We start from the raw sequence: 14,209 nt of genomic DNA on the forward strand, positions 1-14,209 counted from the left end.
GGATGCATCCACCACGGGAACTTTCCACCCCCCTGGCACCTGCGCCCTGGCAGCGCACAGCGCTCGGAGCCAACCTCCTGGCCCCCGACGGCGGACTGGGTGTCACCATCTTCGAAGAGATGACCACCCTGGCCGTCCAAACCGGGGCGATCAACCTGGGGCAGGGCTTCCCTGACGAGGACGGGCCGGCCGAAATCCGGGAGGCGGCCCGGGCAGCCATCGCGGCGGGGGCCAACCAGTACGCCCCCGGCAAGGGCCTGCCCGAACTCCGTAGGGCGGTGGCCGCACACCAGGAACGCTTCTACGGGCTCAGGCCGGACCCTGACACCGAGGTCATCATCACCACCGGGGCCACGGAAGGCATCGCAGCCTCCCTGCTGGCCTTCGCCGGACCGGGCGACGAGGTCCTGACGTTCGAGCCTTTCTACGACTCTTACGGCGCAGTCATTGGACTGTCCGGCGCCTCCCACGTGACCGTGCCGCTGACCGCCCCGGACTTCATGCCGGATCTGGCAGCATTGGATGCGGCCTTCAACGAGCGGACCAAAGTGGTACTGCTGAACAATCCGCATAACCCCACCGGCGCTGTCTTTCCACCGGCTGTCCTGCAGCGCGTGGTGGAGCTGGCGGGAAAGCACGGCAGCATCATCATCACCGACGAGGTGTACGAGCACCTCACCTTCGGCGTGGCCCATACCCCGGTCGCCACCCTTCCGGGCGCCGCAGCCCGCACCATCACCATTTCCTCTGCCGGAAAGACGTTCTCGCTGACCGGCTGGAAGATCGGCTGGCTGAGCGGACCGGAAGAACTGGTCTCCGCCGTCCGCACGGTAAAGCAGTTCCTTACCTACAGCTCAGGCACGCCCTTCCAGGGAGCGATCGCCGCCGGCCTGGCCCTGCCCGACGATTTCTACACCGGCATCGCCGCCGCCCTTGGGAAGAAACGGGACATCCTCAGCGCCGGACTCCGGGCGGCTGGGTTTGACGTCTTCACACCGCAGGGAACCTACTTCGTCAACGTAGACACTGCTCCGCTGGGCATCACGGACGCCCTGGACCTGGCCCGCCGCCTGCCGGCACTGGTGGGCGTGGCGGCCATTCCGGTTCCCGTCTTCTGCCACCCGGAAGGTGCGGAGCGGATGCGAAGCCTGCTCCGGTTTGCCTTCTGCAAGAAGACCGAGGTCCTGGAGGAGGCCGCGGCGCGGCTGGCCACCCTGGGCGGCAGGCTCTGATGTCCGGCGGCAGCGGCGGGACTGCCAGCCGCTTCCTGCGGACCACGGGCCAGCACGCCACCATCGAAACCGATGCATGTACTGATGGCGGCTATGTCCTCAGCATCGGCGGAGCCGAACAGTCCCACGTCAACCTGGACCGGCCGGAGGACATCTTTTATGAGTACCTTCGCAGGATTGGACACCTGGTGGATCTGGCGGCCCCGCCCGGCCGGCCGATCAGCGCCCTCCACCTCGGAGCCGGGGCCCTGACGCTGGCGCGGTACATCCAGGCCACCCGCCCCGGCTCGGTGCAGTACGCGGTTGAGCTGGAACGCGAGCTGCTGGACTTTGTCCTTCGGCACCTTCCCATGCCCGAGGGGACCGACCTGACCACCATCATCGGCGATGCCCGTGAAGCGCTTGGTGCGCTCGATCCCGGCCTAAGGTTCGACGTCGTAATCCTGGACATCTTTTCCGGCCCGGAAGCTCCGGCCCACATCGCCACCAGCGGCTTCTACCGTGAGGCCAGGGAACGTTTGCGCCCGGACGGCCTGCTGATCGTCAATGTGGGCGACGAGGCGGCCCTCACGCTGGTCAGGAGCCAGGTGGCGGCGATGCGGGATGTGATGGCGGATGTGGGCGCCGTTGCGGAAGCCGGCATGTTCGAGGGCAGGTACCCGGGCAACATCATCCTGGCAGGGACGCAGGGTCCATGGCCGGAAGCCTGGACAGCTGAATTGACCGCGCGTGGCCCCCACCCTGCACGTGTCTTGGCGGGAGTCGACCTGGACCCCTTCTCGGGCTAGTCCCCAGGGGTGCCAGGCCCGGCAGCTTCAGGCCCGGCAGCGTCCGCCAGGTCGTCCGCAGCGATGGCATCGGGCACGAACGGTTCGGCGTACCACAACCGGGTTTCCCCGTATTTCTTCTCTGCGAACCGCGTCATCCCATCCGGCCATTGCGGCTCCGGGGAGCGCGACGAGCGTTCCACCACCACGACGGCACCGGGGACCAGGTGCGCGGCAAGCTTCTGCAGCACCGCTGCGAGCGCGGCATCCTCCAATGGGTACGGCGGATCCAGGAACACCAGGTCCCAGGCAGCTGATTCCGCGGCGCGGTCCAGGAAAGGCTCCACCTTGGAACGGTGCACGGTAACGGTTTTGCGGCCCAGCACCCCGTTGATGAGGTCCGCGTTGCGCTGGCACACAGCACTGGCCTTGGTATCCGACTCAACCAGGTCCACCGTCTTTGCTCCCCTGCTGGCGCTTTCCACCCCCAGCGAACCCGAGCCCGCATAAAGATCCAAAACCCGCGCGCCGGCAATGACTTCAAAGGCGTCGAGGCGGGAAAACAGCGCTTCCTTCACCCGGTCCGTGGTTGGCCTGGTTAAGGACCCTGGAACGGCCGCCAGTGGCGTGCCGCCGGCAGCCCCGGCAATAATCCTGGTCACCGCGTCCACCGCGATCCGCCGGCGCCCGGTGCGCCTCTGCGCGCCGCGCTTCTGTTGCTAACCGCGTTCAAGGAACGCCTCCTTCTCAGGGTTGAGGTACTTCTCGATGGCATCGGCCAGTTCCGGGCAGCCGGACAGCAAAGGGTCGCCGGCAACGATTGCCTGGGCGTCTTCCCTGGCCCGGGCAATCACGTCTTCGTGTTCGAGGACCCGCAGCAGTTTCAACGTGGACCGTCCGCCGGATTGGGAAGCGCCCAGGATATCGCCCTCGCGCCGCAGCTTGAGGTCCTCCTGCGAGAGGACAAACCCGTCAGTGGTGGCCGCGACGGCATCGAGCCGCCGCCGGCTTGGGTGGCCGGGTTCCAGGGCGGTGACCAGCAGGCAGGTTCCCGGCAGGCCGCCGCGGCCCACGCGGCCGCGGAGCTGGTGCAGCTGGGAAATACCAAATCTGTCGGCGTCAAGGATGACCATCAGGGTGGCGTTGTGGACGTCCACCCCCACCTCGATCACGGTGGTGGAGACGAGCAGCTTGATGCGGTTGGCGGTGAAGCCGGCCATGGTCTCCGTCTTCAGCTCCGGGTCCTGGCGCCCGTGCAGGGGAGCCAGCGGAACCCCGGCCAGCGAGGGCTCGGCGAGCAGATGGTCCACGACGGCGGTGACCGACGCGAGCTCCCGCGCCTCCTCCCCTTCCACGCCGGAAGGTGCCGCCTCCCCCGGGCTGAAGTCGCCGTCGTCGTCCGTTCCGATCTTGGGACAGACCACGTACACCTGGTGGCCGGCGTCGATCTCTTCCCTGGCGCGTGCCCAGATCCGGGCCGCCCAGGCGGGATTCTCCGCCAGGCCCACGAGGTGCGTGGTGATCGGGGCGCGCCCCTTCGGCAGTTCGTCGAGCGTGGAGGTCTCGAGGTCGCCGAACACGGTCATCGCCACGGTACGGGGAATGGGCGTGGCGGTCATGACCAACAGGTGCGGGGGCTTCCGTGCCTTGGCCCGCAGGGCGTCCCGCTGTTCCACGCCGAAGCGGTGCTGTTCGTCCACCACGATCAGGCCGAGGTCGTAGAAGGAAACATTGTCGCTGAGCAGGGCATGGGTGCCGATGATGATTCCCGCCGTCCCCGAGGCGGCGTCCAGCATCGCCTGTTTCCGCGCCGCCGTGGGCATGGACCCGGTCAGGAGGGTGACCTGCACGGAAGGACCATCGGCCCCGGCCAGCCCGCCCAGGAGTCCGTCGCTGGAGAGCACGCCCAGGGTGCGGCGGATGGAGTCGTAGTGCTGCGCAGCGAGCACTTCGGTGGGCGCCAGGAGCGCAGCCTGCCCGCCGGCGTCGATGACCTGCAGCATGGCCCGCAGCGCCACCACGGTCTTCCCGGAGCCCACTTCGCCCTGCAGCAGCCGGTTCATGGGGGCAGCTTGCGCCAGTTCCGCCGCGAGGGTGTTGCCGACGGCGGCCTGGCCGGCCGTGAGCGTGAAGGGCAGGTTTTGGTCGAAGGCAGCCAGGATGCCGTCGCGGACAGGACGCCGGGCGGTGGCTTCCTCGGCGGCGAGCTGGGCCCGCCGCCTGGCCAGCGCGGATTGCAGCACCAGGGCTTCCTGGTAACGGAACCGGTCCCGTGCGCGTTTCCAGTCGGCGGCTGTTTCGGGCGCATGGATGAGCCTGTAGGCATCCGCCACGGGCAGGAAGGCTTCCCTCCCAGCGACTGCAGGCGGCACCGGGTCCGGCAGCGAGCCCAGGTCCGCGGTTTCGAGCAGGGTGTTGATCACCTTCTGGATCCGCCAGCTGGGCAGCTTTGCCGTGGCCGGATAGACCGGGATGGGCATCGCGGCGATTTTCTCCGGATCACCGCTGCCCTGGACGAACGGGTCATCGTCCAGGAGCTGGAAGTCCGGGTTGGTGAGGCCCAGCTGGCCCTTGAAGCTGGTGACCTTTCCGGAGAACAGGGCGCGCCGTCCCTGCAGCAGTTCAGCTTTTGCCTTGTAGCCGTTGAAGAAGCTGATCTTGAGGGTCCCGGGCACTTTGCCGCGATAGTCCGTGCCCCCCACCAGCCGGAGCCCCTGCTGCCCGTCGTCGTCGGAAACGATGACGTCGGTGATGGTCCCCCGCCGTGCCTGCATGTGCCGGGTGCTGGTGGAAAGCACCCGGGCAATGAGGGTGACCTCCTCATTGAGTGGCAGCCCGCTGATGGGCGTCAGCTCACCGCGCATGAGGTAACGCCGGGGGAAGTAGTTCAGGAGGCCCTCGACAGTGGTGATGCCGAGGTGTTTCTCGATGACGGCGGCGGAGCGCTTTCCGATCCGGCGCTCCAGGGCCAGGTCCAGCTCAGCGCTCATGCCCGCCGGTGTTCACCTTTTCCACATCCGGGTCCCGCGGAAGCGCCAGCTCACTGATGCTGATCTGGGACGGTTCACCCAGGGACCGGATGATCTCCACGGCCGGACCGGGGTCCGGAACGTGCACGTGCACCCGCCACCGGTAGTTGCCCTCCGGATCCGGACCGCTGCCCACCTGGCTCATGATGACGGACTCGCCGATCTCGTCCAGCCGCTGCCGGAGCGTGGCGGCGTTCAGGGGCGAAAGGCTGATGGTGCACATGACCTCCACGCCGTCGTCGTCAGGCATGGAGGTATGGATGTGGGGGTCGGAGACGTCATAGCCGTGGAGGCCGTCGAGGAGTTCACTCTGCAGTTCTTCGCCCAGGACGGCGGAGCGGAGGCAGTCCAGGATCAGCAGCATGCCCACGCCGCCTGCATCCACCACATGGGCGGAATGCAGCGCATCGAGCTGTTCCTCGGTGTGGATCACGGCGGCCAGCGCGCCCTCCACCGCCGCGTCCAGGGCGAGGCCCAGCGCATGGTTGCTGTCATCGCCGTCCTGGGCGGCGTCGACGGCGGCTGCCGCACGGGCCGCCGCTTCCATGACCGACAGCATGGTTCCCGGAACCGGATCGCTGAGTGCGGACCAGGCGCGGATCTGGGCGCGGTTCAGTGCTGCCGACAGGAGCGTGGACGTCAAGCGGGTATGGCCGGCCAAAGGCTCTGCCGCGGCACAAAGAAACACGGAAAAGAGAGTGCCGGAGTTTCCCCTTGCTTCCTCCATGGCGGCCTGCCCGGCGGTGGCGAGGACTTCCCCGACGTCGACCGGGGCCGGCTGGCCGTCTGCAAGGACCAGGGAACGGGCGGCAGCCCGGACGGTGAGATAGAGGTTGGTGCCGGTATCGCCGTCGGCCACCGGAAAGATGTTGATGGCGTTGAGCCGGTCACTGTGGTTTCCCAGGGCAGTTTCAGCCTTGCCCAGCCACCTCTTCATCGCCAGCGCGTTGGCGGCAACCTTAGTGTGCAAAGTGATCCCATCCCCCGTTGTCCGCGGTCCGGCCCGCTGTCAGGACGCCCGGGCCTTCGTCGGTACCGAGTGCATGTATCGAGCCTATCGCAGTGAATCCGGGTGGCAGCTGAACGGCGGCCGGGAATGTGGCCAGCAGCCCGTGGTCCTCTCCCCCGCCCAGCACCCAGGCTGCGCCATCCACGCCCAGCCGGGCCGCGGCCGGGGCCAGGAGATCCGCCAGTTGGGTCAGCCCTGCCGGGTCGAGGGCGACAGCCACCTTGCTGGCGGCGGCCAGGCGCTTGCCGTCCCGCTGCAGTCCGTCCGAAATGTCCAGCATGGCCGTGGCACCTGCCGCCCGCGCAGCCGGTCCGGCCTGCAGCGGCGGACGCGGACGGCACTGCAGGTCCACGAAGGCGCGCTCCGCCGGGGCGAGCGTATCCAAGGCGATGTCCGATTCAAGCAGGGCCAGGCCCGCCGCGGCGTGTCCCACTGTTCCCGCCAGCGCCAGGATGTCCCCCGGCCTGGCGCCGGATCGGAGAACGGGCGGCCCGCCGTCCAGCGTTCCCAGCACCGCCGCGGTCACCGAAATCTCCCGGCCCCGGCCCAGGTCTCCGCCGGCCACCGAGCAGTGGCTGGCGCCAAGCTCGCGGATCCCCGCTGTCAGTCCATCCGCCAGGTCCTCCACCCAGGCCACCGGGGTATCAACAGGGAGCGTAAGGCTGACCACCATGGACGTTGCGTGTGCACCCATGGCGTTGATGTCGCTGAGGTTCTGTGCCGCCGCCTTCCACCCGACGTCGAACCCGGTGGTGCGGTAGCCGTTGGGCCACAGGAGGCGGAAATCCTGGTCCTGGACCTGGGTGTCAATGCTGATGACGGTCCTGCCGTCCGGGGCTGCGATGACGGCGGCGTCATCGCCTGGCCCCAGCAGCGTGCTGGTGCTGTGGCCGTCCGTCATCTGAAGGCGCGGAAAAATCCGGTCAAGCAGCTCGGCTTCGGAAAGGCCGGCGACTGTGGGCTGGCGGTCAACGCGGTTACGGAGGTCTTCAGGCACGCCACTACGCTACCGCGCCCGGCCGACATCGTGTCCGGACGGTCGCGACGGCGGCGATAGGCTGGGATTATGCACCATCCCCAGCTGCCCCTGTCCGCCCGTGCCGCCAGGATGGCGCTGGCTGGGGGAATCGCCGCCCTTTTCCTGACCGCCTGCTCGCCTGCCGTGGACGTCACCGCGGCCAAGGACGCCGCCAATCCGTTGTGCGCACCGATGATGGTGGCATTGCCGGACGTCATTGGGGATTCGAAACTGCGGAAGACCAACAGCCAGGCCACTGCTGCGTGGGGCGACCCATCGCTGGTCATCCTCCGCTGCGGTGTCAACGTGCCGGGACCCACGACGGACCGCTGCGTCACCGTCAACGGCGTCGACTGGGTCATCAAGGAAGGCGACCCCGTGTGGACGCTGACCACCTACGGGCGCGAACCTGCCACGGAGATCCTGATGGACCCGGACAAGATCAGCTCCGCCACAGTCCTCGCAGACCTGTCAGCAGCGGCGGAAAAGGTGCCGTCCGAACGGAACTGCGTGGGCCAGGAAGACCTGCAGAACCTGCCGAAGAGCCAGTAGGCTCCAGCGGATCCTGCAGACCGTGGGCCCCACCCCGCCAGGGAGCCGGTGGCCTCAGCGCAGGCCGGTCCTGCGGTTAAGGGCCAAGTGGATGAGTTCATCGATCAGGTCGGCATAGCCCAGTCCGGATGCTGCCCACATTTGCGGGTACATGCTCTTGGGCGTGAAGCCGGGCATCGTGTTGATCTCGTTGATGATCAGTTCGCCCTCGGGCGTGTAGAAGAAGTCAACGCGGCTCAGGCCCTCGGCTCCCACCGCGTCAAAGGCGGCGGCAGCGAGTTCACGGACCCGGGCAATAGCCTCTGCCGGGATCTCTGCCGGGCAGCTCAGGGAGGCGGCATCATCCTCGACGTACTTGGCGTTGAAGTCGTAGAACTCGTGGGTTCCGCCGGCTACGGAGATTTCCCCGGGCATTGAGGTCCGCGGCGCATCGGTGCCTCTGCCTTCCAGGACTGCGCATTCGATTTCGCGGCCGACGATTCCGGCTTCAATCACCAGCTTCAGGTCATGGCGGCGAGCTTCTTCGATGGCGGCGTCCAGGTCCTCCAGGGAATCAACCTTGGAGATACCCATCGACGAGCCTGCACGGGCCGGCTTGACGAAGACGGGGAACCCCAGGCGGTCCACCTGTTTCCGGACAGATTCGGGGTCCCTGCGCCACTGCCTGTCGGTGACGGCCACGTAGGGTCCCACGCGGAGCCCGGCGGCTTCGAATACCACCTTCATGTAGTGCTTGTCCATGCCGACGGCGGATGCAAGCACTCCGGCGCCGACGTAGCGCGTGTCCGAAAGTTCGAGGAGGCCCTGGATGGTGCCGTCCTCGCCGAAGGGTCCGTGCAGCAGCGGAAAGACGACGTCGACGGCGCCCAGTTCCTGGGGTACTTCATTGGGTGCGGCCACGATCAGCTGGTGTTCGCCGCCGATCTCGGCCAGGGTGACTGTCTGCGGCGAGGGCACGACTTCAGGGAGCGATGATGCCGCGAGGGACCACTGTGCGGTGTCGGCCGGGGCGAGAACCCACTGGCCGGTCTTGGCGATCCCGATGGGGATCACCTCGTACTTGTCCTTGTTGATCGCGCCCAGCACGCCTGCTGCGGTGACGCAGCTGACGGCGTGCTCGCTGGAGCGGCCGCCGAAAAGCACTGCTACCCGCGGTTTCCTGGCGTTGGCCGTTTCAGCTGTGGTGGGTGTGTCGTGGGACATGGTCAGTAATCGCCTTCAGGTTTCAATTCCCGGGACAGCAGAACAGGCCCCAGTTGGTCAACGGACAGCTTGCCTGCCAGTACCGCGACGACGGCGGCAGTGATGGGCATTTCGACGCCGAGCTTGCCGGCGAGTTCATGGACGGCCTGGCCGGATTTGATGCCTTCGGCGGTCTGGGTCATCTTTCGGCCCACCTCCTCCAGGGTCAGGCCCTGGCCCAGCAGCCTCCCGGCCGTGTGGTTCCGGGACAGCGCGGACGAGCAGGTTGCCACGAGGTCGCCCAGCCCGGCGAGGCCGGCCATGGTCTTGGCTTCGCCGCCCAGTGCCAGGGCGAGGCGGGACGTTTCGGCGAGTCCGCGGGTAATCACCGATGCCTTGGTGTTGTCCCCCATCTGCTTGCCCTCACAGATGCCCACTGCCAGCGCGATCACGTTCTTGACGATGCCGCCGATTTCGACGCCGACCACATCGGACGTGGTGTAGGGCCGGAAGTAGGGAGCGGTGCAGGTCCTTGCGAGCCAGCCGGCAGTGGCGGAGTCCGTACACGCCACCACCGATGCCGTGGGTTCCTGCCGTGCGATTTCCATGGCGAGGTTGGGTCCGGAGACAACCGCAATGCGTTCCAGCGGCAGGTCCAGCTCCTGCCCAATGACTTCGCTCATCCGGGCATCCGTGCCCAGTTCCAGGCCCTTCATCAGGGAGACTACAACAGCTCCGGGTGCAATCATGTCCTTCCATTCCCGCAGCTGCGGACGGAGGGACTGGGCCGGAACAGCCACGACCACGAGCTCGGCGCCTGCCAGGACCGCGCGGACGTCCGTGGACGCAGTGATGCTTTCCGGCAGGACAATGTCCTTGAGGTAGTCGCTGTTGCGGTGGCTGCTGTTGATCTCCTCCACCACTTCAGCGCGCCTGCCCCACAGCCTGATGGCACGCGGCGCGCCGGTGGCAAGGGCGGCGTCGGCCAGGACCTTCGCAAAGGTCGTCCCCCACGACCCCGCTCCCAGGACGGCAACGGTGCGGGCCGCCCCCGGCCTCGCGTCAGCGGTCACGGAGCTTCCGTTCCGGATCCCGGCTGCCGTCCGCGTTCAACGAACCGTCCATGATTGGTTTGGTTATGCGCTGCAGGGTCCCAGCGTTCGGCGGGAGGCTGCTCACCGCGAAGGCCGGCAAGGAGACCGGTGATGGCGTCCATGATCACATTCGTCGCTTCGGTCAGCGTTGCCCGGTCCAGCGGCCGCCCGGCGAAGGCGCTGAGGTCCACCGGATCCCCCACGAGCACGTGCGAGGTCTTCCGGGGAAACACGTGGAACCGTTTGGCGTAACGAGGGAAGACTTCGTGCGCTCCCCAATGGGCCATCGGGACCACCGGGATACCACTCTCCAGCGCCATCCGGGCCGCGCCGGTGTGGCCCTTCATGGGCCACAGGTCCGGGTCCCGTGTCAGCGTTCCCTCGGGATAAATGATGATGGCGCCGCCTTCGTCCACGACTTCCTTGGCGACCTGCAGTGAACGGTTGGCGCCCGCCGTCGAACGTTCCACCGGAATCTGCTTGGTGTTGCGCAGCACCGAGCGAAGGACCGGGACCTTGAACAGGCTGCCCTTGGCCAGAAACCGCGGCATGCGCTGCTGGTTGTAGAGCATGTGCCCGATCACCAGCGGGTCGATCTCGGTGCAGTGGTTCGGCGCAGCGATAAAGCCGCCGGCCGGGAGCTTCTCCAGGCCTTCCCACTTCTTGTTCATCAGCAGGTTCATCACCGGCCGGACGATCCCGGCGACGATGGCAAAAGTAACCCTGCTCTTGGCCGATTCCTTCACGGTCCCCGCGCTACTTCGTGGTGGTGATGTCGAAGTCGGCACCGAGGCCGGCGAGCTTTTCCGTGAACCGCTCGTACCCCCGGTTGATGATGTCGATGCCGGTCACCCGCGAGGTTCCCGCGGCGGCCAGGGCGGCAATCAGGTGGCTGAATCCGCCGCGGAGGTCCGGAACGTCGATGTCGGTTCCCTTGAGCTGGGTGGGGCCGGAGATCACTGCGGAGTGCAGGAAGTTGCGCTGGCCGAAGCGGCAGGGCACGCTGCCCAGGCACTCGCGGTGCACCTGGATGCTGGCGCCCATGCGGATGAGCGCGTCGGTGAAGCCGAAGCGGTTTTCGTAGACCGTTTCGTGGACGATCGATACGCCTTCGGCCTGGGTCAGCGCCACAACGAGTGGCTGCTGCCAGTCAGTCATGAAGCCGGGGTGGACGTCCGTCTCCAGGACCAGCGGGTTCAGCTTTCCGCCCTTGTGGTAGAACCGGATGCCGTCCTCGCCGATGTCCATTCCGCCGCCCACCTTGCGGTAGGTGTTCAGGAACGTCATCATGTCGCGCTGCGAGGCGCCTTCAACGAAGATGTCGCCACGGGTCACAAGTGCGGCCGAAGCCCAGGACGCCGATTCGTTGCGGTCCGACAGCGCACGGTGGTTATAGCCGCCGAGGTCGCGGACGCCCTCGATCCGGATGGTGCGGTCCGTCTGCACGCTGATGATGGCACCCATCTTCTGCAGCACGGCGATGAGGTCGATGATTTCCGGCTCCGTGGCGGCACCCGAAAGCTCGGTGATGCCTTCGGCGCGGGTGGCGCTCAGCAGGACCTGCTCGGTGGCACCCACGGACGGGTACGGCAGCGAGATCTTGGCCCCGTGCAGGCCCTTGGGGGCCGAGATGTGGATGCCGCCGGGGCGCTTCTCCACGACGGCGCCGAACTGGCGCAGCACATCGAGGTGGTAGTCGATGGGACGGTCGCCGATCTTGCAGCCGCCCAGGTCGGGAATAAAGGCTTCACCGATCGCGTGGATCAACGGCCCGCACAGCAGGATGGGAATCCGGGAGTCCCCGGCATGGGCATCGATCGCGGTGCTCGGAGCTGTCTTTGCAGCCTTGGGATCCAGGGTGAGATCGCCGTTGACGGGGTCTTTCTCCACGGTCACGCCATGCAGTTGCAGCAGGGAGGTGACAACCTCCACGTCCTTGATCTCCGGCACGTTCCGCAACACCGAGGGTTCGTTGCCCAGCAACGCCGCCACCATGGCCTTGGGAACAAGATTCTTTGCCCCGCGGACGCTGACGCGGCCAGTAAGCGGGACACCGCCGCGGATTGTCAGAACACTACTCATATACCGGTTTCCTCACGATCACTAGCCCCCAAAACCTTGCAAAGGCTCCAACCAAGCATAGGAGGTCGCGTTACCGAACCGAAATAAGGGGGCACCGGCGGCGGGGCGTGGCGGGAGCTGCGCCGGCCCCGCCACGCCGCCGGGGCGGTGGTACAGGGTCAGGAAAGCTTTGCCGGCAGGGTCTTCGGCTTGAAGGCCGGACGGGTCGCTTCGTAGGCGGTGATGTCGGCTTCGTGCTGGAGGGTCAGCCCGATGTCGTCCAGGCCTTCCAGGAGCCGCCACCGGGTGTAGTCATCGATGTCGAACGGCGCCACGATGTTGCCGCAGACCACGGTCTTGGACTCGAGGTCCACCGTGACCTGGGTCCCCGGCGCGTTCTCGAGTTCCTTCCAAATGAGCTCGATGTCATCCTGGGCCACCTGGGCGGCCAGGAGCCCCTGCTTGCCCGAGTTGCCGCGGAAGATGTCGGCGAAGCGGGAGGACAGCACGGCCTTGAAGCCATAGTCCTTCAGTGCCCACACTGCGTGTTCGCGGGAGGAGCCGGTACCGAAATCGGGGCCGGCAACCAGGACCGACCCTGCGGTGAAAGGCTCCTGGTTCAGGATGAAGGAGGGGTCCTTGCGCCAGGCGGAGAACAGCGCATCCTCGAAGCCGGTGCGGGTAATGCGCTTCAGGTAAACCGCGGGGATGATCTGGTCGGTGTCGACGTTGCTCTGGCGCAGCGGGACGCCGATGCCGGTGTGCTTGGTGAACTTTTCCATGGTGCTGTCCTAGGCTGCGTCGGTGCGGATGGCGGCGGGTTCGGGAGCGGGTTCAAGGTCCGACGGCGAGCTGAGCGTGCCGCGCACTGCCGTGGCTGCTGCCACCACCGGTGAGACCAGGTGCGTGCGGCCGCCCTTGCCCTGGCGTCCTTCGAAGTTGCGGTTGGAGGTGGAAGCGCAGCGCTCCCCTGCCTCCAGCTGGTCCGGGTTCATGCCCAGGCACATTGAGCAGCCCGCGAAACGCCATTCGGCCCCGAAGTCCTTGAAGACCTTGTCCAGGCCCTCGGCCTCGGCTTCCAGGCGGACGCGTGCGGAGCCCGGCACTACCAGCATCCGGATGTTGGGGTCCTTTTGGCGTCCGCGGATGATGTCCGCAGCGGCCCTCAGGTCCTCCATCCTGGAGTTGGTGCAGGAACCCAGGAAGACCGTGTCCACCCGGATGTCCTTCATGGGCGTGCCGGCTTCGAGTCCCATGTACTGCAGGGCGCGTTCCGCGGCCGCCTTGGCATTTTCATCGCCGAAGTCCTCGGGCGACGGAACGGCCTCGGACAGGGACACACCCTGGCCGGGGTTGGTGCCCCAGGTGACGAACGGCTCCAGCGTGTTGGCGTCCAGGTCAACCTGGACGTCGAAGGTGGCGTCGTCGTCGGTACGCAAGGTATTCCAGTACTCGACGGCGGCATCCCACTCGGCACCCTGCGGTGCATGCGGGCGGCCCTTCATGAATTCGTAGGTGGTTTCGTCCGGGGCCACCATTCCGGCGCGGGCGCCGGCCTCGATGGACATGTTGCAGATGGTCATCCGGGCGTCCATGGACAGGGCACGGATGGCCGAGCCGCGGTACTCCAGGACGTAGCCCTGGCCGCCGCCTGTGCCGATCTTGGCAATAACGGCGAGGATGATGTCCTTGGCAGTCACGCCGGGGCGCAGTGTGCCCTCAACGTTGATGGCCATGGTCTTGAACGGCTTCAGCGACAGGGTCTGGGTGGCCATGACGTGCTCCACCTCAGAGGTTCCGATACCCATGGCCAGTGCACCGAAGGCGCCATGGGTGGAGGTGTGGGAGTCGCCGCAGACCACCGTCATGCCGGGCTGGGTGAGGCCCAACTGGGGGCCCACCACGTGGACGATGCCCTGTTCCGCATCGCCCAGGCTGTGCAGCCGGACGCCGAACTCCGCGCAGTTGTTGCGCAGGGTCTGGATCTGGGTGCGGCTGGTCAGGTCGGCAATCGGCTTGTCGATGTCCAGAGTGGGGGTGTTGTGGTCCTCGGTGGCAATGGTCAGGTCCGGCCGGCGCAGCTTGCGGCCGGCCAGCCGCAGGCCTTCGAAGGCCTGCGGGGACGTGACTTCGTGGACCAGGTGAAGGTCGATGTACAGAAGGTCTGGCTGGGCGTTGGCACCGTCGCCGTCACCTTTGCGCACCACATGTGCGTCCCAGACTTTCTCGGCCAATGTCTTTGCCATGGCCATCTCCCTTCACTGC

Annotated in this window: 13 protein-coding genes; 3 read left to right on the top strand and 10 right to left on the bottom strand. The window is 66.9% G+C overall.

Annotated features, from left to right (window positions below):
- Positions 1-2 precede the first annotated feature (2 nt).
- Positions 3-1,232 carry an aminotransferase class I/II-fold pyridoxal phosphate-dependent enzyme gene (locus tag FBY36_RS00350; RefSeq protein WP_200830408.1) on the top strand — a complete coding sequence of 410 codons (1,230 nt, stop codon included), beginning with the start codon at positions 3-5 and terminating at the stop codon, positions 1,230-1,232.
- A complete protein-coding gene (locus FBY36_RS00355) occupies positions 1,232-2,020 on the top strand; it encodes a spermidine synthase (protein ID WP_200830409.1) in 789 nt (262 codons plus the stop codon). The genes FBY36_RS00350 and FBY36_RS00355 overlap by 1 nt, the downstream gene beginning before the upstream one ends.
- Here FBY36_RS00355 and rsmD read toward each other — a convergent pair.
- Genes rsmD through thiL form a run of 4 tightly spaced genes read right to left on the bottom strand, consistent with a single transcriptional unit; the run spans position 2,017 to position 7,034 of the window.
- On the bottom strand, positions 2,017-2,661 hold the full coding sequence (rsmD, locus tag FBY36_RS00360; protein ID WP_142116825.1) for a 16S rRNA (guanine(966)-N(2))-methyltransferase RsmD: 645 nt from the start codon (positions 2,659-2,661) through the stop codon (positions 2,017-2,019). The two genes, FBY36_RS00355 and rsmD, sit on opposite strands and share 4 nt — an antisense overlap.
- A gap of 57 nt (positions 2,662-2,718) precedes the next feature.
- Entirely contained in the window at positions 2,719-4,989 is a 2,271-nt protein-coding gene (locus tag FBY36_RS00365; protein ID WP_142116827.1) for an ATP-dependent DNA helicase RecG, read from the bottom strand.
- Complete coding sequence (locus FBY36_RS00370) at positions 4,979-5,965, bottom strand: DAK2 domain-containing protein (protein ID WP_142122417.1); 987 nt, start codon at positions 5,963-5,965, stop codon at positions 4,979-4,981. The genes FBY36_RS00365 and FBY36_RS00370 overlap by 11 nt, the downstream gene beginning before the upstream one ends.
- 22 nt (positions 5,966-5,987) lie before the next feature.
- Entirely contained in the window at positions 5,988-7,034 is a 1,047-nt protein-coding gene (gene thiL, locus FBY36_RS00375; protein WP_142116829.1) for a thiamine-phosphate kinase, read from the bottom strand.
- 69 nt (positions 7,035-7,103) lie between these two features.
- On the opposite strand from thiL, the gene FBY36_RS00380 reads away from it, so the two are divergent.
- On the top strand, positions 7,104-7,607 hold the full coding sequence (locus FBY36_RS00380) for a DUF3515 domain-containing protein (protein ID WP_142116831.1): 504 nt from the start codon (positions 7,104-7,106) through the stop codon (positions 7,605-7,607).
- Positions 7,608-7,661: 54 nt separating this feature from the next.
- Here FBY36_RS00380 and FBY36_RS00385 read toward each other — a convergent pair whose 3' ends face one another.
- The 6 genes from FBY36_RS00385 to leuC form a co-directional block, all read right to left on the bottom strand.
- The gene (locus tag FBY36_RS00385; RefSeq protein WP_142116833.1) at positions 7,662-8,810 is read right to left on the bottom strand and encodes a D-alanine--D-alanine ligase family protein; all 1,149 of its coding nucleotides are present in this window, start codon (positions 8,808-8,810) and stop codon (positions 7,662-7,664) included.
- 2 nt (positions 8,811-8,812) lie between these two features.
- A complete protein-coding gene (locus tag FBY36_RS00390; protein ID WP_142031557.1) occupies positions 8,813-9,862 on the bottom strand; it encodes an NAD(P)H-dependent glycerol-3-phosphate dehydrogenase in 1,050 nt (349 codons plus the stop codon).
- Positions 9,859-10,629, bottom strand: a complete 771-nt coding sequence (locus FBY36_RS00395) for a lysophospholipid acyltransferase family protein (RefSeq protein WP_142116835.1) — start codon at positions 10,627-10,629, stop codon at positions 9,859-9,861. The genes FBY36_RS00390 and FBY36_RS00395 overlap by 4 nt, the downstream gene beginning before the upstream one ends.
- Before the next feature lie 10 nt (positions 10,630-10,639).
- Entirely contained in the window at positions 10,640-11,965 is a 1,326-nt protein-coding gene (gene murA / locus FBY36_RS00400) for a UDP-N-acetylglucosamine 1-carboxyvinyltransferase (RefSeq protein WP_142116837.1), read from the bottom strand.
- Positions 11,966-12,123: 158 nt separating this feature from the next.
- Positions 12,124-12,726: a 3-isopropylmalate dehydratase small subunit gene (gene leuD / locus FBY36_RS00405; protein WP_142116839.1), complete on the bottom strand. Its 603-nt coding sequence runs from the start codon at positions 12,724-12,726 to the stop codon at positions 12,124-12,126.
- 9 nt (positions 12,727-12,735) lie between these two features.
- Positions 12,736-14,190, bottom strand: a complete 1,455-nt coding sequence (gene leuC / locus FBY36_RS00410) for a 3-isopropylmalate dehydratase large subunit (protein ID WP_142116840.1) — start codon at positions 14,188-14,190, stop codon at positions 12,736-12,738.
- Between the last annotated feature and the right edge of the window lie 19 nt (positions 14,191-14,209).

This window comes from Arthrobacter sp. SLBN-122 (assembly GCF_006715165.1).
In the GTDB taxonomy this organism is placed as follows: Bacteria; Actinomycetota; Actinomycetes; order Actinomycetales; family Micrococcaceae; genus Arthrobacter.